Origin of the sequence: Tissierella carlieri, assembly GCF_018917285.1 — a bacterium.
Lineage (GTDB): Bacteria > Bacillota > Clostridia > Tissierellales > Tissierellaceae > Tissierella > Tissierella carlieri.
In genome coordinates this window covers 199,986-219,085 of the sequence record NZ_JAHLOH010000016.1, presented here as the reverse complement: position 1 = coordinate 219,085, position 19,100 = coordinate 199,986, and the positions used below count along the sequence as shown (strand labels likewise).

The following is a 19,100-nucleotide window of genomic DNA, read 5'->3' as shown; positions in this document are numbered from 1 at the left end:
TTACTATAATAATATAAGACCTGCATATGCTTTAAATTATCAAAGCCCAGTTCAGTATCGTATCGAACGAGGCTTTGAATAGTTTTTTTATTGTGTCTACTTTTACTTGACTAGTGCAAAAATTAATCCTGGTCTAATCGCTTTATAGGCGTAATTATTTATTATATTAAATAATAGTACACAAAGGTACTCTAACTAGAACTAGACGGTCAGCTGCATTTTCAACATTAAACACCAAGAATGCATTTTGACCTACTACAAACACGCAAATAAGATTTACTTCTCTTCCTGTAGGAATTGTAGTAACTATTTGGCAACGCATAACTCCCGATGCTATTAGTGTTGCTGCTTGTGCTGCTGTTATCTCAAATATGATTACTTCTTCTCTCTCATTACCCATAACGTCTATTTCTATTTCTATAAGCAAGAAAAATCTTCCATCTATTTGGGCTACGCATGTTGCACCTATCATAATTGGATCGTTGCATATTGGTTTTCCGCTAGCCACTTGTTCGTAATCCATTGCTTTCGCCTTCCTTATTTTGTATTAGGAATTTCTTTCCCAATATTAGTATATTATGAGTTTGTACAAGTGTTACTATAAAATAGAAAGAATGGGCATATCATTTAATATCAAGAATATTTATGTAAACCATCTCATAAAATAATATTAAGACATACATTAATTATTTATTTTTCATATCCATATCTAATTTAATCTCATCTCTATGAAATATTTAACTCATTTGAGTTTATATATAGGAGGTGATGTAAATGCTATTTTGGGAGAAACTCTTTAAAACTTTAACAGCTTTACTTAATTTAATAACCAGTATAAGTAATTTTCATTCTACTAAAAAAAATACAAAGAACTCTACAGCAAATGAAGAGTTCTCTGCACAAAAAGATGTTTAGCTTCATAGGGGAGCTGGCACCTCCCCTATAAATCTTCTTCCTTTCTATTATATCAATGTATTACAAAAATATTACAATTATTTGCTTATTTATTTGGATTTTTCTGCTTAGAATTTTGAAAACTATCATATTCTTTATACTTTCAACGAAGTATTACAATTGTGAATTACCTATGTGCACTGAACGATACGGTATTAAAATAAATATTCTGTTATGTAATTATTACATTTTATATAAAACAGACACATATAAATTAAGATTTATTTTTTGACTTTGAACGTAACACCAGCGATACTATAAAGCATATAATACTTGGTACCAAAAATATTATCCCATGAATTATATTATAAACAGATAATGGTGTAGAAGCATACGAAGTAATTGTATTAGTATAATAATCATAACGTATATATGCTAAACCTCCAAAAAAACATATCAGCAATATAATACCAATACCAAATAGGATTTTTTCTAAAGTATATTTCATTATTTCATATCCTTTCATAAATTTCTTAATTCTATATTATATTTTTTATTTAGTTTCATGTATTCAGTAAGAAAACTATACCATATTTCCTATATTGCCGTAATAGAATCTTGATTTTTTGATACCCTGTTATTCAGTTTTTGAGGTTCAAATTACAAAACCTCCATTTGGACTAATTATCTGCCCAGTTACAAAATCGGAGTATGAAGACGCTAAATAAAGTGCACATCCGGCTATATCATTAGGATTTCCTAATCTCATTAATGGTGTATTTTCTTTAAGAACACATAATTCATCCTCATTATATGGAGAAAGCATATCTGTTTGAATGACTCCAGGTGCAATACAATTCACTTGAATATTCGATGGTCCCAGTTCCTTAGCCAATGCTTTGGTTAACCCAATTATAGCGGCCTTTGAGGCAGAATAATGAACTTCACAAGAAGCTCCAACAATTCCCCATATAGAAGAAATATTAATAATTTTTCCCTTCTTATTAGGAAGCATATATTTTAATGCACTCTGAGAACAGTAAAATACACTTTTAAAATTAACATTCAAAATCTCATCTAAATCTTCATTTGTAATATCTGTAAATATCTTTTCTTGACTTATTCCTGCGTTATTTATGAGTACGTCAAGTCCTCCAAATTCTTCAACACAAAACTTCACCATCAATTCTACCTCATTCCTCTTAGAAACATCTGCCTTAAATATCTTTACAGATAATCCTTGATTCCTAAGTTTATTATATAAATATAAAGCATTTTTTTCAGAGTGGTTAAAATTAATTAATACATTATATCCTTTATTGGCAAATAATTCTGCCATTGATTGTCCAATACCTCTCGAAGCACCAGTTATGATAACAGTTTTTAAATGCGACATATATTAAAGTCTCCTTCTATATTTAATTATATATTACCTACTAGCTTTTGTGACATAAATACATATTTGATTCAATTTATGAAGTTCCACTATTGCAGATTATTCATATAGACATTATAACATATATCATTAATTTATTCGGATTGTAGAATAAACATTTTTATTTTTTAATAACCTATGTTAAGTTTTTGATGTTCATAGTTAAAATATTAATTTTCAATAATTACTTAGCATAAATACCTCTAATTGCTTAAAATATAAAATACCGTATAATTTTTTTGTAAATAATACGGTATTTTACAAGCTATTCGTTTTTTTATAACTTAGATAAACTTATAATATGGTTTTTCTTCTCCAAATATCCAATACCTTATATAGTCGTAAAGGATTATAGTTGGTAAAGAAAGAAAAAACCATAGCATACTATATTTTAAACATATCTGCCCCATAAAGTTAAATTTTAAATTACTATAATCCCAAATATCTAATCCCATCCCTACATTTAAAATTAATCCAAATACTAATTCTAATACTGTGATAATTAAACAAGATATAACTTGCTGTAGCAATAAAGACTTATTAAATGCGAAACAATGTTCACCTATTAAACCCACTAATACGAAACATAATCCACCTAGAATAAGCATTGTCATATGAGAGTATCCTCTCCACAATATCTCAATAAAAAAATAGGATATTCCTCCAATTATGAATAGGATTGAATATTTAATTAACTGCTTCATTTTCCTCATCCTTTATACTATTTAGAATAATACTTTTTACCTTATATAGTGTAAAAGATTTCTCTTTAAATATTCAGTTGAAGGTATTAAAGAAGATTATAAGATGCAGAATTAATCGCTTTTATTATCAGATTTTATTATAATACTTCTTAATTTTTCTAAAATAATCATTGTACATACTATAGCTGTAAATATTAGTGAAGTTATTAAGGCATATGTTGAAAACATCGAACTCATGGCTAAAAGAAAAAATTTCAACGTAGTTTTAGTTTTAACTTTATTAAGATAGGAACAATTCTATAAAAACTTTCTTTTTCGGATAATCCACCTTTAAGAAGAATATATTTTAATAAAATGTTAGGAGTGATAGTATGGATATTAAAAATGATCCTATTTACCAAGAGGAAACTATTAGAGAAAAAGCTAGGTTGGATGAAATTGAAAGAAGAAAGAAACTTGATGGGGAAAAGAAAAAAAATGAACAGAATAAAAATCTTATTAAATATTTAATAATAGGAATAAGTTTTTTGATATTTCTATATATCACGGTATATATACCTTTTAGTAATATGTTCAAATAATGTAAAAAACGATAGAATTAAGTCTTACCTGAAGTTCTGTCATACTGACATAAATTCGCCTGTTTTAACTTCTTATTATTTGTATTCTATATAAAACTTGATTTTCCTTTTTATTTTTATAAGTACATTTATGCAAATCAGTCATAGGCCGCAAAAAAAGACTAGGATATCTAATCCTAGCTATTACTCTTGCTGAACTCAATAAGTAATATAAATACTGCTTTTCTGACTACTCTAATTATATATTCTCTTTCAGCTTGTGAAAACTTTGAAGACTCTGATTGAGCTAATAAATTTTTAGTTATAAATAACAGGTCCTCTACCATTATTTATCACCCTTTGTATAAGATTTACTTATATAATTCTATATGTGATTGAAGAAATCCTTCTTTTTGAAGAATTTAAAATATAAAAATAAATGCTACTTTAAAATCTACTTTAATATTGACTATTATATTTTTCTTCATCTTTATATCACCTAATTTAATTAAGCTAATATAATATTATTAGGCACTAAAACATGCCTTATCAACAGTTTATCTGTTTATAAGCAAAAACACCCCCATATATAAAGAGACCTTTTATAGGGTCTCTTTGATATTTTAATTTATTTAAAATAATAATATTTTCTTAAATATTATCAATTACTTTTCATGTATTTCTATTTGTTATTATAATACAATTTAGTAATTTTACTATATATCAACTTTCTTAATAAAATAAGAATATTTATGTAAACAAGCTCATAGAATAATATTGAGACATATATTGGCTATTTATTTCTTATATCCCTACCCAGTTTAATCTCATCTCTATGAAATATTTAACTCATTTGAGTTTATATATAGGAGGTGATGTAAATGCTATTTTGGGAGAAACTTTTAACAATTTTAACAGCTCTACTTAATTTAATAATCAGCATAATCACTCTTAATTCTACTAAAAAAAATACAAAGAACTCAACTACAAATGAAGAGTTCTCTGCACAAAAAGATGTTTAGCTTCATAGGGGAGCTGGCACCTCCCCTATAAATCTTCTTACTTTCTATTATATCAATATATTACAAAAATATTACAATTATTTATCTATTAATACTTTATTTTCTACCATTAAATTTACTAACTACTGAGTCTTATATATGGTGATTAGTATTATATCTAGAATACTTCTCTATCTTATCCTACCTTAGCAAATATTAATGTTTTTCTCAATTATCTTGATATCTCATATATTTTAAATGGTCTTCTTTTACTTTTATATTAATCTTATCTAATATCATAAATTACATATACTATACTTGTCTATGTATTTCCTTCTATAAATTCTACGGGATGTTATGTTTTAGGAATGCTTCATACTTATCTAAAAAAGTTCTTCACTCATATAAATCGTCTCTGATTTCATATTCTTAATTGTCCTAATCTTCACACTATGGTAAAATTTACCTATAAGGAGGTGATGAATTTGAAACTTAATTATGACTGCATTAGAGATTTACTTCTATTTATTGAAGGTAAATTACAATACGGCTTCTATATTGATGTTGATTCCATCCAAATCAATAATTATTCTCAACAAGAAATATTGTATTCTGCTGATAAATTATATGAAGCAGGATATATTTCTGCGGATAAAAGAATCGCCATAGGAGGTAAAGGGATACCTCAGATCAATATTAAATCTATTACATGGGAGGGACACCAATTCCTTGATAACGTACGTGATAACAAGGTATGGGAAAATACCAAAAGTATTTTATCTAATTTTTCATCAGTTTCCATTGGAATAGTTAATAACGTTGCTACTCAGATAATCTCATCAGTTATAGAAACTCAACTTGGTTTAAAGTAATTTGGCATCTTTTATACTAATAAAAGTATTTTCAAAGAAGTTGTCTTTTTAATTTTATCCATTCATTTCCTCCTAGTGCGGTAAAGAAATACTCTAAAATGTTTAGTATTTCCTTATCGCACCGCCTATCTTTAATGAAAATCTATCATCAATTAGAAACCATTCCATTTCATTGTATTTCATAAGTTATGCTTTTATATCTTTCCTAATAACTCTTTCTTTAGCCACCATGGAGCCTCCAAAGTTTCCAAATACTTCGCAATATACTAATATTAATCCAATATTCTTATCTATTATTTCATCTATAAGTGTACTTCCTATCCATCCTTATATAACTATTAATTTTTCCTTATGCTCTGATTCATTTTTACTAAATCTTCCATCTTTTTTCTTAATCATATCACCACTTACTTTATATTTTTTTGTAAACTTGTATCAGTGTAACAGGTTAAATAAATCAGCTATGGAAAAGGGGTATGCAACTTGCATGATAAAGCTACTATTGAAAAGCTTGTTAAGGAAATTGAAGACACTAGAATTAAGCTTCACAATTTAATATTGGAGAAGAAATACGACCTTCTTGATTCAGAGGTAATCAAATTAAGTCAGTTGCTAGACAAACTCTTGTCTCAGTATCATGATTTAAAATAGTTATTAATTAAATATATTTAACCTGTTGCACTTATTTTAATTTTTTATAGATTTACATGAAAAAAATATCATCTCGATACCTCTCTGTTTCTATTTGAAATATCATTAGTTAGTCATTTATAAATTATATATTTTAGAATTTATTTTGTTATCATTTATGAGTATATCTATTAAGATGATAGCAAAATAAATGAAAAACTGACGATTGCGAATACTTGTCCATTACATTCATCATCAATGTATTGATGATGAATCTTCAATACTTATAAAGGTATTCTTCCCGTCATCCCCATGACCATCAATAATTGGTGTAATAATATAATAATCATCAATAAAATTTTCCACAATATTATTTAATAACCAATAAGATAATCCGCCTCGGTGCAATAGAATAATTATATGTAGTTATTACAATAATTCAATATCTCTAATAAATAATATTAACACTTTACCACTATCATTCATATCCTATTGTAAGGATAATAAATCTCAACTTAATAGGAGGTGTCTTTATGGGTGGCTTATTCGGCAGAAGAGGATGCGAGAGAGAATGTGGTATGGACGACTCTTTATTATTCTTCTTTCTAATTCTAGTAATTATTTTCTGTAACTGTGATTTCTTCTAAATTAAAATAATTGAGTCGGGGCTTGTACCCGATTCTTTTTATATTTCTTATCTTTATAAAATTTGTTCATTATCTTATCCTATTAAGTAAATTAATAATTCAAGGTATACTTTATAAAATTTTCTTCTGCTATATGCTCTATATGACTATTTTCTATAGAGATCATTAGAATTTTAATACTTGTTAATAAATCTAAACCAGCATAGTCTATCATCAACTGCTGGATTTTTTTATTTTTATAATAGATAATTTCCGTATACGGTGAATATTGTCACTCTATACCGCATTATTCAGTTTTTAAATTTTAATATTTATGCTGCATAAATATTAAAATTTAATTATTTAAAGCATAACGTAAAAATACCACAATATTTATCTTTAAATAATGTGGTATTGAAATAAAATATTCGCGATATAGTAATATTAATAGTATTACTATAGATACTCAGTTACTAGATCTGTGAAAAGAATACCTTCCAAATGATCTATTTCATGACAAAAGCATTTCGCTAAATCTCCTGTACCAGTCAATACAATTTCATCACCATTTTCATCTAGTGCTTGTACTATTACTTTTGCAGGTCTTACTAATTTTCCTAATCTATCTGGGATACTCAAACATCCTTCTATGACTTCTTGAGTTCCCTCTTGATCAATTATCTTTGGATTGACTAATTTTATAAGTCCTTGTCCCATATCTATTACAACTAACCGCTTTAATATCCCGACTTGTGGTGCAGCTAACCCTCCACCATTTTCTATACTATACAGCGTATCTGCCATATCATTTAGTATTTGTCTTATTCTATCATCTACTACTTCAACTACCTTACTCTTCTTTCTCAATATTTCATCACCAAAAAATCTAATCTGCCTTAATGCCATTTAAATTACACCTCTGCTTTGTTGTGATCTTGATTTTCTTTCACTATCTTCAAAAAGAAAAATATCCTCTATAGAGCAATTAAATACTTTAGAAATATCATAAGCTAACCATATAGACGGTTCAAATTTTTCTGTTTCTATAGAGTTAATTGCTTGTCTTGATACACCTACGAGTTCTCCTAATTGTTCTTGAGTTAATTTAAAAATTTCACGAAACTCTTTTAATCTATTCTTCATTAATTATCCTCCTGTAATGTTAACCTTACATTACTAGTATATTATTATTATATTTTTATGTCAAGTTAACCTTACATAACATATAATGAATACTTTAGATTTTCAAGATTCAAACTCTGGCTCTTCATTTTTACCATATCATTTCTAGAAAATAACAATTAATATTTTCTAACTATTGATTATTGCATCCTTTGTTTTCCCAACTAGGATTTAAAAGGGATGTACTTTTATGTTTGACTTATTAGGTAAAAAAGAATATGAAGACAATTTTCTAGATTTCCTTGAATGTCTCTATCTTTTATTCTTGATTTATAGAATATACAGATTATAACTATATAACAACAAAATAAAAAGTAAGGTCCGTAATGGATTCGAGCAATATGTCTATATTCATAAAAATCCATTACGGACCTTATGAAAGGAGAACATATTTTTCTTACAGTGAAAACTGAAAGTCGAATTCTATTTACGAACCTTACATGATTATTATGTGAAGAATCCAAAATATTATACATTTTATTTTTAATGTTTTTCATAAAATCATTAAAATAATTTCAAACCTTCTATCTAAAAGTCTTAGCCATATACTTGAGAATAATAATTAACACTTTACATCTATTACTCATATGCTATTATGAGGTCATTACTCTCACTTAAATAGGAGGTGTTTTTATGGGTGAATCACTAGGCTGCAGAAGAGAGTGCGATAATAATAATTTTCTACTATTCTTCTTTATAATATTAATAATCATTTTCTGCTTCTGCGATAATGATTTCTTTGGTGGCTTTTTTGGTAGAGGAAGATGCTAAGCCATCTCACTAATCGGGGCTTCTTGTCCCCGATTTTTCTTTTTAAATTTTCTTTCTGCCTAATTATTTTAGCTATCCTTTATTATTCCTAAACAAATACTTTTATTTATATTGAATGTATTATCTAGTATAAGACTATAGATGAACAAGAGTAAATAATTTAAATAAAAAATTAAGAATAAGATGAAATAAATTTTAATTAGTGTATAATATATGTAAGTGCACTAATTAAATTTATTAGCAGAATTTTATATAAATCTATAAGAGGGGGAAAGTATAATGAATAAACCAATATTATCAGCACATTTTGAATCAAGAAAACCATCAGATGTTCGTTTGGCTCAAATGAAATATGACGAGCGTCAAGTAAAACCTGAAGCAGTAATAAACGTTGGAATAGGAAACGTATCTTTACCGACAAATCCGGCTATGCAAAAAAGAATGTTTGAGCTTAATTCACCTGAAAGTCCATTTGCAAATGGAGTTATTAGATATTCAGGAACAGCGGGTACTGTTGAAGCACAAAATGCTTTTAAGAATATCTTAAAGAGTGAAGGATTTGACACAAGCAATCTTTATGTTCAAATAACAGATGGTGGTTCATCAGGTATGGAATTATTACTTCTAGGGGTTTGTGGACCAGCTGGAACTGATGAAAGACCTCTTATGATGATTGATCCTGCTTATACAAACTATATTTCATTTGCAGAGAGAATCGGCCGTAAAACTGCAACTATAAAACGTCATATGGGTGAAGATGGAAAATTCAATTTACCAAATATGAACGAAGTTGAAGAAATGATAAAAGCAAATAATCCTGGAGCACTTTTAGTGATTCCTTATGATAATCCAACAGGACAATATTACACATATGACATTTTAAAAGATCTTGCTAAACTATGTGTTAAGTATAATATGTGGATGGTAAGTGATGAAGCTTATCGTGAATTATATTATAATGAAGAGGAAAAACTTGTAAGTATTTGGGGACTAACGGATGCAGATGTTCCAGGAATTGAAGGAAGAAGAATTAGTATTGAAACAGCATCAAAAGTATGGAATGCATGCGGTTTAAGAATAGGTGCAGTAATTACGGATAATCCAGAATTTAACAATCGTTCTGTTGCAGAATATACAGCTAATCTTTGTGCTAATGTAATTGGCCAATATATTTTCGGAGCATTAGCACATGAAAGTAAAGAAAGTATCCTTGGATGGTGTAAACAACAAAGAGACTATTATAAAGACCAAATAGTAAAAGTTTACAATGGCCTTAAAGAACAGGAACCAGGTCTTATTGTTTCAAGTCCAGATGCATCAATTTATTCAGTAATCGATGTAAGAAACGTTGTAAAGCCAGGATTTGATTCAATTGAGTTCGTTCTATATTGTGCAGGACAAGGCTCCGTTGAAATGAATGGAGTCGAAACAACTCTTCTCGTAGCACCAATGAAAGGTTTCTATGATGTTGAGAATGATGACGATAATCCAGGAAAAACTCAATTTAGAATTTCCTTTGTTGAGTCACCTGAAAACATGGATAAAATTCCTGAACTTTTCGTTAAACTTTTAAGACAATATGAGGCACAAAGATAGTACAAAATAGAAAAGTCTGCTAAAATTAGCAGACTTTTATTATGCATAAATATTTATCTTCATTTAGATCCTTTGCTTTGATAGAACTTTGATTTCAGTTAACTTTTTCTTTTATTCTTAAGTAAAAAATATAATAAATTTAAAAATTTAAATAGAGATAAGAATGAGACATGTGCCACTTATTATTTAGTTTTAAATATCTTGCTAAATAATCCTACTTGTTTTTCTTCTGTTTTCTTTAGCTTTTCTATTAATTCTATATTTTCAAAAGTTTTTTCTTTAACCTTCATTTTAAGCTTAGCGTTTTCACATATAAGCACATCACGTTCCTTAGAGTTCAATTCATTTCTAAGCATTGCAACTTCATTTTTTAATTCCTCTATTACTTTAATATTTTTCTCTGAACCTTCATTAATATGATTAAACAATTTATCAAAAAATTCTTCCTCCAATGTCGTACTTATTTCCTTAGCCAATTGATATGTATCAAAATATATATTGTCATCAACTGGAACTACATCTGTCGTCTCCTGATTATTCATCATAATTTCTGGAGACTGTATTATAAGTTTTATCTGTTTATTAGTAAAACCTTTATCTTGTAGAGTCTTTATATATTGTATTAATTCAATCTCTTTATATGTAAAATATCTATGATTTGAATTATTTCTAGGAACATCAATTTCAAATTCTTTTTCATAATATCTTAAAACATGTGGAGCATATCCAGTAATCTCAGATACTTCTGATATAGTGTATTCATGATTTAAATCTAACATAATAAATCCCCCTCAAATCCAATCTACTACTATATAATTCTCCAAATAATTTTTAATTCCTCTAATTTTTGAAAAACTTTTTCATACAAATTCCCCTAAAATAAAACAATTAAAAACAGAATTGTATATAATATAATAAAATTTTCTAATAAAGTATAATTAATGAAGCTTTTATTGGCGATTGCATAAGTGACTTGCACTAAATCAAAGATTTCGCCAATCTGCTTAAAACTCATTGAAGGAAAGTTCTAAATTTTAAAATGTTAAAGTAGAACTTTCTATTCATTATAAAAAAAACGGCTGAATTATCAGCCGTTTTTTTATTATATATTTAAATTATCTTCTAAAAATTCTACTAAAAGTTTTGTACAATTAATTATATCATTCTTAGATGCCATTTCTACAGTAGAGTGAACATATCTAGTAGGTACAGAAATTACTCCTGATGGAACTCCTTCTTTATTAATATGAATAGCCCCTGAGTCTGTACCTCCAAATTCTAATACTTCCATTTGATAAGGAATTTCATTATTTTTAGCTATAGAAACAAGTAAATCTTTTACTTTTGGATGACAAATAATAGAATTATCTTTTACTTTAATAGCAGCTCCTTTATTTAAGCCTATTGCAAATCTCTTTGCCTTAGGTGTGTCACCATTACTAGTTACATCCAAAGCTATACCTACATCAGGATCAACTCTATATGCTGCAGTCTTAGCTCCTCTGAGGCCTACTTCTTCTTGAACTGAAAAAACAAAATATAGGTCATTAACCGGATTGTTTATAGATTTTAGAGCTTCAATAGCAATGAAACACCCTACTCTATCATCTAAATAAGGAGTAAATACAACATTTTGATTTTCCACATATTCCGATTTATATATACAAATATCACCTATACTTATCTTTTCCTCTGCTTCTTCTTTACTAAAAGCACCAATATCTATATACATATTTTCTAGTTTTAATTTGGATATATCATCTACAGGTTCAGCATAAATAACTCCAATAGTTCCATTTTCAAATATAACCTGTTGACTTATGGAAACAGCAGGAGAAATTCCACCTACATTTGTAAATCTTAAAAACCCTTTTTCGTCTATATCAATTACCATAAGTCCGATTTGGTCCATGTGAGCAGAAATCATGATTTTTTTCCCGTTACCTTTTTTTCTAGCAATTAAATTACCTAATGCATCTACGAAGGTCTCATCTACAAAATCCTTGATCTCGTTTATAATGTATTCTCTTATTAATTTTTCGTTGCTTGCTGGACCATAGATTCCAGCTAGCCCTTTTAATAAGTTAAAGTTTATATTCATTATAATTCCTCCCTTTCAAATTCAGATAAAATTGCCTTTAGAAGTAAATAAGTATTATCATAGTCATTTTTGCTCATTACAGATGCTGGTGAATGTATATACCTACAAGGTACCGATATAGTAGTGGTTATTGAGCCTTCCTTAGTAGTATGAATTTTCCCAGAATCATTTCCTCCCATAGAAGTTTTTCTATATTGATATGGAATATTATTCTTTTCTGCAATACTAACTATTTTTTTTCTAAATTCGTGATTAAATACTGTTGTTCTATCTATTAAAGATATTGCAGGTCCCTTGTTAAGATAAGTAGGAACTAAATGTGTATCAAGCTTTGGCATATCATAACATAGTGTTCCTTCTAAAACTATTGAAATATCTGGATTAACTTCATAAGCAGCTGGTCCAGCTCCAACTAGTCCTACTTCCTCCATTACTGTAAAAACTGCATAGAAACTAACATCTTTTACCTCTTTAATTAAATTAACTAAAATTGAACATCCAACCCTATTGTCAAGTGCTTTTGCCTTAACTAGACTTTCACCAAACTCTACATAATCAGATGCAAAGGATACATAATCACCTATACTCACTAATTTTTCAGCTTCTTCTTTGGATTTAGCACCTATATCTATATATAGTTCATCTATAGATAAAGCTCTCACCCACTCTTCTCTTTTTTGTAAGTGAATTGGCTTTGCACCAATTACACCCATAATTTTATTTTTTCCAACTAAAACAGGCTTTGATACTAAAATTCTCTTATCTATTCCACCTACTGTAGTAAATTTAAGTAAACCTATATTATCAATCTCTTTAACAAGTAATCCAACTTCATCCATGTGTGCAGTAACCATTAATGTTTTATTAGTATTCTTACCTTTTTTATATGCAATAATATTCCCTATTCCATCTATCTTAAAACTGTCAACATAATCTTTTATCTCAGAGATTATAAAATCCCTAACTTCTTTTTCATTACCAGATACTCCTGACAATTCTGTTAGTTGTTTTAATAGCATAATAATCCCTCCAAATTCTCATTTGAAATAGAAGCGATAAAGAATGCCAATAACTTAGCAGTATGCTTTATATCTACCATATCTACCACCTCAACAGATGTATGCATATATCTTAGTGGTATAGATAAAACTAAGGAAGGAATCCCTTCTCTAGTTATTTGCATAGCCCTTGCATCAGTACCAGTTGGCCCTGGAGATATTTCCATTTGAAATGGAATATTATATTCTCCAGCTATTTCAGTAAGTCTCTTTCTTAATGTAGGATGAATATTTCCTCCCAATGTAATGCCAGGTCCTTTTCCTAACTCTATTGAATCAGACTTAGAAAGTTCAGGAGTTGTCCCAAATCCAACATCTACAGCAATACCTATATCTGGATTAATCTTATAAGAACTAACCAATGCTCCTGCCATACTAACTTCTTCTTGAACTGTAGAAACAAAATATACATCAGCTTCATGTTTCATCTTGCTTAACTCTTTAACACACTCATAAATAGCGGCTATTCCTGCCCTATCATCTAAAGCTTTTGCTGCTATTCTTGTCCCTTGTAAATTAGCCATTGTCCTCCTAATGGTTATGGAGTCCCCTATACTTACAAGTTCATTCACTTTTTCTTTTGAATATCCAATGTCTATAATCATATCTTCCATTTTTATGGCCTTATCATGTTCAGATGCTTCTTGTAAATGAGGTGGTTTAGAGCCTATAACACCAAAAATGTCTTCTTTACCATGTACAATAACTTCTTGTCCTAATATGGTCCTAGGATCAAATCCACCTATATTAGTAAATCTAATGAATCCGTTTTCTTCAACATCTTTTACCATCAAACCAATTTCGTCCATATGAGCTGCAATCATTATTTTTACATTATTTTCATCGGATGATCCTTTTTTCAGTGCTATAATGTTTCCAAGCTTATCTACTGTAATATCATCAGTAAATTCGTTAAAAGCTGAGACTATTGCATCTTTTAAAGTATGCTCATATCCTGAAACACCTTTATTATTACACAATAGTTCTAAAAATATCTTGGTATCCAAATTTATGCCCTCCTTTATTTGATAATTTTATTTAATAATTAAATTATTTTTTCATAGAAAAAAGTTCTTGCTGCCTTTAATTTATGTTTTTCAGGCATAATTATTTGTTCAGTACTTCCCACGAACAATATTCCATTATCATTCAAAGAATTATAAAATTTAGAATATAGAAGTTCTTTTGCATCCTCAGTAAAATAAATCATTACATTACGACAAGTTATTAAATCTATATTTGAAGGAAATCTATCTTTTAATAAATCCATTTTCTTATATTCAACACATTTTTTAATATCTTCTGATATTCTATATGAACCTTCAATTTTACTAAAATATTTTTCTTTAAAACCTCGTGGTAAATTTGCTAGTGACTTTTCACTATAAAGTCCCAACTTTGCTTTACTCATGGCTTCTTCATCAATATCTGTTGCTAATACCTTTATATCCTTTAAAGGAAAAAAATTAGATAACATCATAACTAAAGAATAAGGCTCTTCTCCAGTTGAGCAAGCTGCACTCCAAATTTTAAATCCTCTTTTATTCTTTGCCATTAAAGAAGGAATGATATCTTTTTCCAACACATCCCATTGAGAGGGATTACGATAAAATTCAGAAACATTTATTGTTAAATAGTTAATAAACTGTTCTAGAAGATCCCTATTATTTTTTAATCCAATAAAATAATCATCAAAATCTTTAAAACTATTTCTAGTTAGAAGAGATGATATTCTTCTCTTCATTTGTTTTTCTTTATAATAGTTCAAGTCTATATTTATTAATTCATTCACATTTTTCTTGAATATTTCATACTTGTCCATTTTTACCTCCCAAAATTGTTTAAGCAAAAATGCAATATAGGGCCTCAATGTAATTATATTACATCAAAACCCTTAATATTTTTCAATTTATTAATTTTTATCTACAATATCTCCAATAGTTACTTCTGGTTCTTCATTTAAGATAATATTTTCTTCAACAACATCATTTGTTTCTATAGCATCTTTTAAACTTAAGCTAATTTTCCTATCTTCTTCATTAATATCAATAACTTTTACATTAATTTTTTCGCCTACTTTTAATACATCTGAAGGTTTATTAATATGCTCCTTAGATATCTGTGAAACATGAAGTAATCCATCTACTCCCTCTTTTAATCTAACAAATGCTCCAAAATCTAATAGATTTACAACTGTTCCTTCAACTATATCTCCCACATTTATATTTTTAGAAAAAGCAGACCATGGCTCCTCAACGGTTTGTTTTAATCCTAAAGAAATTCTATTTTTTTCTTTATCAAGAGATAATATTCTAACTAAAACTTTTTGACCTTCTTTAACAACATTTGATGGATGCTTTACTCTATTCCAAGATAAGTCTGATATATGAATTAACCCATCAACTCCTCCTAGATCTACGAAGGCTCCAAAATCAGTTAATCTTTGTACAACACCTTCTACTATTTGATCTACTTCAAGGTTTGCCCATAATTCTTTTCTTCTATTATTTAATTCTTCTCTTTCCACTTCTTTTCTAGATAATATAATTCTCTTCTTCTCTTTATCAAAATCAATAATCTTAGCTACTAAAGTCTTGCCTTTATATACACCTAAATCAGATACAAAATTAGTAGAAACTTGAGAAGCAGGCATAAATCCGCTAACTCCGTTTACTAGTACAGAAAGTCCGCCTTTAATGCTATTTAAAACCTTACATTCAACTCTTTCTTTATCATTAAATAGTTTTTCAATAATATCCCAGTTTTTAAAATCATTTACTCTCTTTGCAGAAAGCACGACATTTCCTTCACCATCATCCAGCTTTACCACATAAACATCTATTTCATCTCCTACTTTATATAAGTCCTTTGGTTTTACATCTGGATCATTAGATAACTCTTCTCTATTAACAATACCGTCAGACTTATAATTTATATTGACCATAACTTCATTATTGGTAACATAAATTACTTCACCCTTCAGCACATCTCCCCTATGAATCCTAGTAAAAGAATTTTCAATTGCCTCCATCATTTCATTGTTGTTAATATTGTCCATTATTTCAACTACCTCCTTAATTATCCAATCAGGTGTAGAAGCACCTGCTGTTATTCCTATTTTATTAAATTTTGATAGCATTTGTAAAGGTAATTCTTTTGAAGTTTCAATATGATATACATTATTGCAATACTTTTTACTAATTTCTACCAACTTATTTGTATTTGAACTATGATATCCACCTATTACAATCATAGCATCTACCTTGCTCGCTACTTCTTTACAAGATTCCTGCCGAATATTAGTAGCATTGCAAATTGTATTAAATATTTTTACTTCATTACCTTTCTCATTGATTAGCTTTGATATAGTTTCAAATTTTTCTTGTGTATTTGTAGTTTGAGAAACTACACATATTTTATCCATTCTAGGCAAATTTGTTGCCTCTTCTAAAGAATTTACAATAAATGCCTTGTCATTGCACCAACCATTTATTCCTATTACCTCTGGATGATCTGGATCTCCAATTATTACTATATTATATCCTTGATCTTGATATTCTTCAACCCTCTTATGCACAGATTTTACATAAGGACAGGTACTATCAATGATATCTAAATTCATCTTATTAATTTTATCAATAACGGATTTACTTACACCATGAGATCTAATAATAATCCTACTATCTTGGATTCCTTCTATATTATCAATTGTTTTCAAGCCCTTTTCTTCAAATTTTTTTACCGCTTGAGAATTATGAATTAAGGGACCAAGCGAATAAATGTCCTTATTAGCACTTAAAAGTTCATCACTTGTAATATCCACCGCTCTCTTCACACCAAAACAAAATCCAGCATTATCAGCTATAATTATTTCCACTATATTCCCTCCTCTTTATTCTTAATTGAATATATTGATTGTAGAATGTCTTTACTAAATAAGCGATAATCTTCAGTGGTTAATTTTTTATCATAGCTATGGGAGAAGTCAATAGGTTTACCAAAACTAATTTTTATCTTACTAAAAAGCTTAAAACTACCCTCAATGTAGACAGGTAAAACTGGTGACTGAGCTTTTATACTTATCAATGCAATTCCAGGTTTTGCATTTTCTATATTAGCTTCTTTAACCCTAGTTCCTTCTGGAAAAATTCCTAATACTCCTTCTTTTTTAAGAACCTTTAATGAGTTTTTTATTGCAGATAAATCTGATTCTTCACGATCTACAGGAAATGTTCCCATTTTATTTAATAGATAAGATAGTATCTTACTCTTGAAAATTTGTTTTTTTGCCATCCAGCAGACTTGTCTTGGAAATACAATAGATATAAGAATGGGATCTAAATTATTTATATGATTAGAACACAATACTAGTCTTCCTTCTTTAGTTATATTCTCTTTCCCATGCACCTCTATTCTATATAATAATCTAAAAACTACACTTGCTATTAATTTTACTACATTATAAAGATACATATTACTACCCCCTTTTAACTATAGATATAATGTCCTTTACACACTCATCTATAGTTTTGTTGGTAGTATCAAGTCTATAGGCATCTTTACTTTCCGTTAAAGGAGCAATTTCTCTAGTACTATCTATCCTATCTCTATTTTCTATTTCTTCCTTTATCTGTTCATAGGATATTCCACTTTCTCCTTTTTCTAGTAATTCTTTATACCTTCTACATGCTCTCTCTTCAACACTTGCTGTAAGAAAAAACTTAAAATCTGCATCTGGCAAAACTACAGTACCTATATCCCTACCGTCCATAATGATTGACTTTGTTCTAGCTAATTCCTGTTGGATTTTAACCATACCTTCTCTTACCTCTTTGATCTGTGCAATAAAAGAAACATTCTTATTAATTATATTTTCTCTTATCTCTTTATCCACTTGAATATCATCAAGATAGATATGATTGTTTCTAAAGTCAATAGAAGTATCTTTCATAGTATCAATAACATCGTCTATCGACTCAGGATTTAATCCCAGCTTTAATACCTTTAGAGTTAAAGCTCTATACATCGCACCTGTATCTATATATTCAATAGATAAATCTTCTGCTACCTTTTTTGCAATAGTACTCTTACCAGCACCTGCTGGTCCATCTATGGCAATAGTGATATTTTTACCTAACATAGTATCCCTCGTTTCCAGTTACAAAATAATAACCACCTCTGGGTGGCTTAGGCATTATTTGACAAATCAGGCCTTAAAATTTTCGCATCTCTCAAATAAATATGTTTAACTTCTTTTTGATTTATTATCGAGTTATAAAGCACCATTAGTCTAATGCATTTATCAAGACTTCCTTTAACATACATCTCATTAAAACACATCAACCCAGCATTTATGTACCCCAGCTCTCTAGCTGCTTTAGCAGGATAGACTTTATCTAAATCATTAGTACAAGAAAATATTATGCTAATAACCTTATCCCGATCTATATTATTCTCTTTTTCGATTTCAATTAATAACTCTCTAGTACCCTCTAGTATACTAGAAACTGAATTTTCAGGAACAGTGATAGCTCCTCTAATAGTTACAATATTCATAGCATCACTCCCTTAATAATTATATATTAAATCCTTGTAGTAAACAAGCTATTTTGGTTTAATTAGAAACAATATTTTAATGATTTATTAGCTTAATTAAAAGACAAAGATAAG

23 protein-coding genes are annotated in these 19,100 nt (G+C 28.6%); 7 read left to right on the top strand and 16 right to left on the bottom strand.

Features of this window, described 5'->3' with window-relative positions; all coding sequences use genetic code 11:
- Nucleotides 1-166: 166 nt before the first annotated feature.
- Nucleotides 167-523, bottom strand: a complete 357-nt coding sequence (locus tag KQI38_RS03670) for a hypothetical protein (protein WP_216555919.1) — start codon at nt 521-523, stop codon at nt 167-169.
- A gap of 251 nt (nt 524-774) precedes the next feature.
- Here KQI38_RS03670 and KQI38_RS03665 point away from each other — a divergent pair, with 251 nt between their 5' ends.
- Nucleotides 775-915 (top strand): hypothetical protein, encoded by a 141-nt coding sequence (locus KQI38_RS03665; protein WP_216555916.1) that lies wholly within the window; start codon nt 775-777, stop codon nt 913-915.
- 253 nt (nt 916-1,168) lie between these two features.
- On the opposite strand, the gene KQI38_RS03660 is transcribed toward KQI38_RS03665, so the two are convergent.
- The 3 genes from KQI38_RS03660 to KQI38_RS03650 all read right to left on the bottom strand — a co-directional run bounded on the left by KQI38_RS03660 (nt 1,169) and on the right by KQI38_RS03650 (nt 3,033).
- A complete protein-coding gene (locus tag KQI38_RS03660) occupies nt 1,169-1,420 on the bottom strand; it encodes a hypothetical protein (RefSeq protein WP_216555913.1) in 252 nt (83 codons plus the stop codon).
- A 129-nt stretch (nt 1,421-1,549) separates the two neighbouring features.
- Nucleotides 1,550-2,290 carry an elongation factor P 5-aminopentanone reductase gene (gene ymfI, locus KQI38_RS03655; RefSeq protein ID WP_216555910.1) on the bottom strand — a complete coding sequence of 247 codons (741 nt, stop codon included), beginning with the start codon at nt 2,288-2,290 and terminating at the stop codon, nt 1,550-1,552.
- A 323-nt stretch (nt 2,291-2,613) separates the two neighbouring features.
- Nucleotides 2,614-3,033 carry a putative ABC transporter permease gene (locus KQI38_RS03650; RefSeq protein ID WP_216555908.1) on the bottom strand — a complete coding sequence of 140 codons (420 nt, stop codon included), beginning with the start codon at nt 3,031-3,033 and terminating at the stop codon, nt 2,614-2,616.
- Nucleotides 3,034-3,404: 371 nt separating this feature from the next.
- On the opposite strand from KQI38_RS03650, the gene KQI38_RS03645 reads away from it, so the two are divergent.
- Nucleotides 3,405-3,614, top strand: a complete 210-nt coding sequence (locus KQI38_RS03645) for a hypothetical protein (protein ID WP_216555905.1) — start codon at nt 3,405-3,407, stop codon at nt 3,612-3,614.
- A 176-nt stretch (nt 3,615-3,790) separates the two neighbouring features.
- Here KQI38_RS03645 and KQI38_RS03640 read toward each other — a convergent pair whose 3' ends face one another.
- On the bottom strand, nt 3,791-3,940 hold the full coding sequence (locus KQI38_RS03640; protein ID WP_216555903.1) for a hypothetical protein: 150 nt from the start codon (nt 3,938-3,940) through the stop codon (nt 3,791-3,793).
- A 534-nt stretch (nt 3,941-4,474) separates the two neighbouring features.
- On the opposite strand from KQI38_RS03640, the gene KQI38_RS03635 reads away from it, so the two are divergent.
- The 3 genes from KQI38_RS03635 (at nt 4,475) to KQI38_RS03625 (ending at nt 6,117) form a co-directional block, all read left to right on the top strand.
- The gene (locus KQI38_RS03635; RefSeq protein ID WP_216555900.1) at nt 4,475-4,615 is read left to right on the top strand and encodes a hypothetical protein; all 141 of its coding nucleotides are present in this window, start codon (nt 4,475-4,477) and stop codon (nt 4,613-4,615) included.
- 464 nt (nt 4,616-5,079) lie between these two features.
- Nucleotides 5,080-5,466: a DUF2513 domain-containing protein gene (locus tag KQI38_RS03630; RefSeq protein ID WP_216555898.1), complete on the top strand. Its 387-nt coding sequence runs from the start codon at nt 5,080-5,082 to the stop codon at nt 5,464-5,466.
- A 483-nt stretch (nt 5,467-5,949) separates the two neighbouring features.
- Nucleotides 5,950-6,117, top strand: coding sequence for an aspartyl-phosphate phosphatase Spo0E family protein (locus KQI38_RS03625; RefSeq protein WP_216555895.1), 168 nt, complete (start codon nt 5,950-5,952; stop codon nt 6,115-6,117).
- A gap of 1,061 nt (nt 6,118-7,178) precedes the next feature.
- On the opposite strand, the gene def is transcribed toward KQI38_RS03625, so the two are convergent.
- Nucleotides 7,179-7,628 (bottom strand): peptide deformylase, encoded by a 450-nt coding sequence (def, locus tag KQI38_RS03620; RefSeq protein ID WP_216555892.1) that lies wholly within the window; start codon nt 7,626-7,628, stop codon nt 7,179-7,181.
- Complete coding sequence (locus tag KQI38_RS03615) at nt 7,629-7,865, bottom strand: helix-turn-helix transcriptional regulator (protein WP_216555889.1); 237 nt, start codon at nt 7,863-7,865, stop codon at nt 7,629-7,631. It lies immediately after the preceding gene.
- Nucleotides 7,866-8,537: 672 nt separating this feature from the next.
- On the opposite strand from KQI38_RS03615, the gene KQI38_RS03610 reads away from it, so the two are divergent.
- Together KQI38_RS03610 and KQI38_RS03605 are read left to right on the top strand one after the other, a co-directional pair.
- A complete protein-coding gene (locus KQI38_RS03610) occupies nt 8,538-8,675 on the top strand; it encodes a hypothetical protein (protein WP_158220210.1) in 138 nt (45 codons plus the stop codon).
- Nucleotides 8,676-8,954: 279 nt separating this feature from the next.
- Nucleotides 8,955-10,271, top strand: a complete 1,317-nt coding sequence (locus tag KQI38_RS03605) for a pyridoxal phosphate-dependent aminotransferase (RefSeq protein WP_216555886.1) — start codon at nt 8,955-8,957, stop codon at nt 10,269-10,271.
- A gap of 182 nt (nt 10,272-10,453) precedes the next feature.
- On the opposite strand, the gene KQI38_RS03600 is transcribed toward KQI38_RS03605, so the two are convergent.
- From KQI38_RS03600 to aroH, 9 genes are all read right to left on the bottom strand, one after another.
- On the bottom strand, nt 10,454-11,050 hold the full coding sequence (locus tag KQI38_RS03600) for a MerR family transcriptional regulator (RefSeq protein ID WP_216555882.1): 597 nt from the start codon (nt 11,048-11,050) through the stop codon (nt 10,454-10,456).
- Between the two features lie 323 nt (nt 11,051-11,373).
- Nucleotides 11,374-12,372: a M42 family metallopeptidase gene (locus tag KQI38_RS03595; RefSeq protein WP_216555879.1), complete on the bottom strand. Its 999-nt coding sequence runs from the start codon at nt 12,370-12,372 to the stop codon at nt 11,374-11,376.
- A complete protein-coding gene (locus tag KQI38_RS03590) occupies nt 12,372-13,391 on the bottom strand; it encodes a M42 family metallopeptidase (RefSeq protein WP_216555876.1) in 1,020 nt (339 codons plus the stop codon). The genes KQI38_RS03595 and KQI38_RS03590 overlap by 1 nt, the downstream gene beginning before the upstream one ends.
- Nucleotides 13,382-14,437, bottom strand: coding sequence for a M42 family metallopeptidase (locus KQI38_RS03585; RefSeq protein ID WP_216555873.1), 1,056 nt, complete (start codon nt 14,435-14,437; stop codon nt 13,382-13,384). Before KQI38_RS03585 ends, KQI38_RS03590 begins: the two co-directional genes overlap by 10 nt.
- A 38-nt stretch (nt 14,438-14,475) precedes the next feature.
- Complete coding sequence (locus KQI38_RS03580; RefSeq protein ID WP_216555869.1) at nt 14,476-15,252, bottom strand: CheR family methyltransferase; 777 nt, start codon at nt 15,250-15,252, stop codon at nt 14,476-14,478.
- A 90-nt stretch (nt 15,253-15,342) separates the two neighbouring features.
- Nucleotides 15,343-17,307: a bifunctional 4-hydroxy-3-methylbut-2-enyl diphosphate reductase/30S ribosomal protein S1 gene (locus KQI38_RS03575; RefSeq protein ID WP_216555866.1), complete on the bottom strand. Its 1,965-nt coding sequence runs from the start codon at nt 17,305-17,307 to the stop codon at nt 15,343-15,345.
- Nucleotides 17,307-17,903, bottom strand: a complete 597-nt coding sequence (locus KQI38_RS03570) for a lysophospholipid acyltransferase family protein (RefSeq protein ID WP_216555863.1) — start codon at nt 17,901-17,903, stop codon at nt 17,307-17,309. Before KQI38_RS03570 ends, KQI38_RS03575 begins: the two co-directional genes overlap by 1 nt.
- A 4-nt stretch (nt 17,904-17,907) precedes the next feature.
- Nucleotides 17,908-18,570, bottom strand: coding sequence for a (d)CMP kinase (gene cmk, locus KQI38_RS03565; protein ID WP_216555860.1), 663 nt, complete (start codon nt 18,568-18,570; stop codon nt 17,908-17,910).
- A 47-nt stretch (nt 18,571-18,617) separates the two neighbouring features.
- Nucleotides 18,618-18,986 carry a chorismate mutase gene (gene aroH, locus KQI38_RS03560; RefSeq protein WP_216555857.1) on the bottom strand — a complete coding sequence of 123 codons (369 nt, stop codon included), beginning with the start codon at nt 18,984-18,986 and terminating at the stop codon, nt 18,618-18,620.
- Nucleotides 18,987-19,100 lie beyond the last annotated feature (114 nt).

What these genes read in the sequence shown, in the direction of transcription:
- KQI38_RS03640 (WP_216555903.1), bottom strand. Translation starts at nt 3,940, where the DNA reads ATGGTAGAGGACCTGTTATTTATAACTAAAAATTTATTAGCTCAATCA.
- KQI38_RS03645 (WP_216555905.1), top strand. Translation starts at nt 3,405, where the DNA reads ATGGATATTAAAAATGATCCTATTTACCAAGAGGAAACTATTAGAGAA.
- KQI38_RS03650 (WP_216555908.1), bottom strand. Translation starts at nt 3,033, where the DNA reads ATGAAGCAGTTAATTAAATATTCAATCCTATTCATAATTGGAGGAATA.
- def (WP_216555892.1), bottom strand. Translation starts at nt 7,628, where the DNA reads ATGGCATTAAGGCAGATTAGATTTTTTGGTGATGAAATATTGAGAAAG.
- KQI38_RS03610 (WP_158220210.1), top strand. Translation starts at nt 8,538, where the DNA reads ATGGGTGAATCACTAGGCTGCAGAAGAGAGTGCGATAATAATAATTTT.
- KQI38_RS03670 (WP_216555919.1), bottom strand. Translation starts at nt 523, where the DNA reads ATGGATTACGAACAAGTGGCTAGCGGAAAACCAATATGCAACGATCCA.
- KQI38_RS03615 (WP_216555889.1), bottom strand. Translation starts at nt 7,865, where the DNA reads ATGAAGAATAGATTAAAAGAGTTTCGTGAAATTTTTAAATTAACTCAA.
- KQI38_RS03605 (WP_216555886.1), top strand. Translation starts at nt 8,955, where the DNA reads ATGAATAAACCAATATTATCAGCACATTTTGAATCAAGAAAACCATCA.
- KQI38_RS03665 (WP_216555916.1), top strand. Translation starts at nt 775, where the DNA reads ATGCTATTTTGGGAGAAACTCTTTAAAACTTTAACAGCTTTACTTAAT.
- KQI38_RS03590 (WP_216555876.1), bottom strand. Translation starts at nt 13,391, where the DNA reads ATGCTATTAAAACAACTAACAGAATTGTCAGGAGTATCTGGTAATGAA.
- ymfI (WP_216555910.1), bottom strand. Translation starts at nt 2,290, where the DNA reads ATGTCGCATTTAAAAACTGTTATCATAACTGGTGCTTCGAGAGGTATT.
- KQI38_RS03600 (WP_216555882.1), bottom strand. Translation starts at nt 11,050, where the DNA reads ATGTTAGATTTAAATCATGAATACACTATATCAGAAGTATCTGAGATT.
- KQI38_RS03660 (WP_216555913.1), bottom strand. Translation starts at nt 1,420, where the DNA reads ATGAAAGGATATGAAATAATGAAATATACTTTAGAAAAAATCCTATTT.
- aroH (WP_216555857.1), bottom strand. Translation starts at nt 18,986, where the DNA reads ATGAATATTGTAACTATTAGAGGAGCTATCACTGTTCCTGAAAATTCA.
- KQI38_RS03580 (WP_216555869.1), bottom strand. Translation starts at nt 15,252, where the DNA reads ATGGACAAGTATGAAATATTCAAGAAAAATGTGAATGAATTAATAAAT.
- KQI38_RS03570 (WP_216555863.1), bottom strand. Translation starts at nt 17,903, where the DNA reads ATGTATCTTTATAATGTAGTAAAATTAATAGCAAGTGTAGTTTTTAGA.
- KQI38_RS03595 (WP_216555879.1), bottom strand. Translation starts at nt 12,372, where the DNA reads ATGAATATAAACTTTAACTTATTAAAAGGGCTAGCTGGAATCTATGGT.
- KQI38_RS03635 (WP_216555900.1), top strand. Translation starts at nt 4,475, where the DNA reads ATGCTATTTTGGGAGAAACTTTTAACAATTTTAACAGCTCTACTTAAT.
- cmk (WP_216555860.1), bottom strand. Translation starts at nt 18,570, where the DNA reads ATGTTAGGTAAAAATATCACTATTGCCATAGATGGACCAGCAGGTGCT.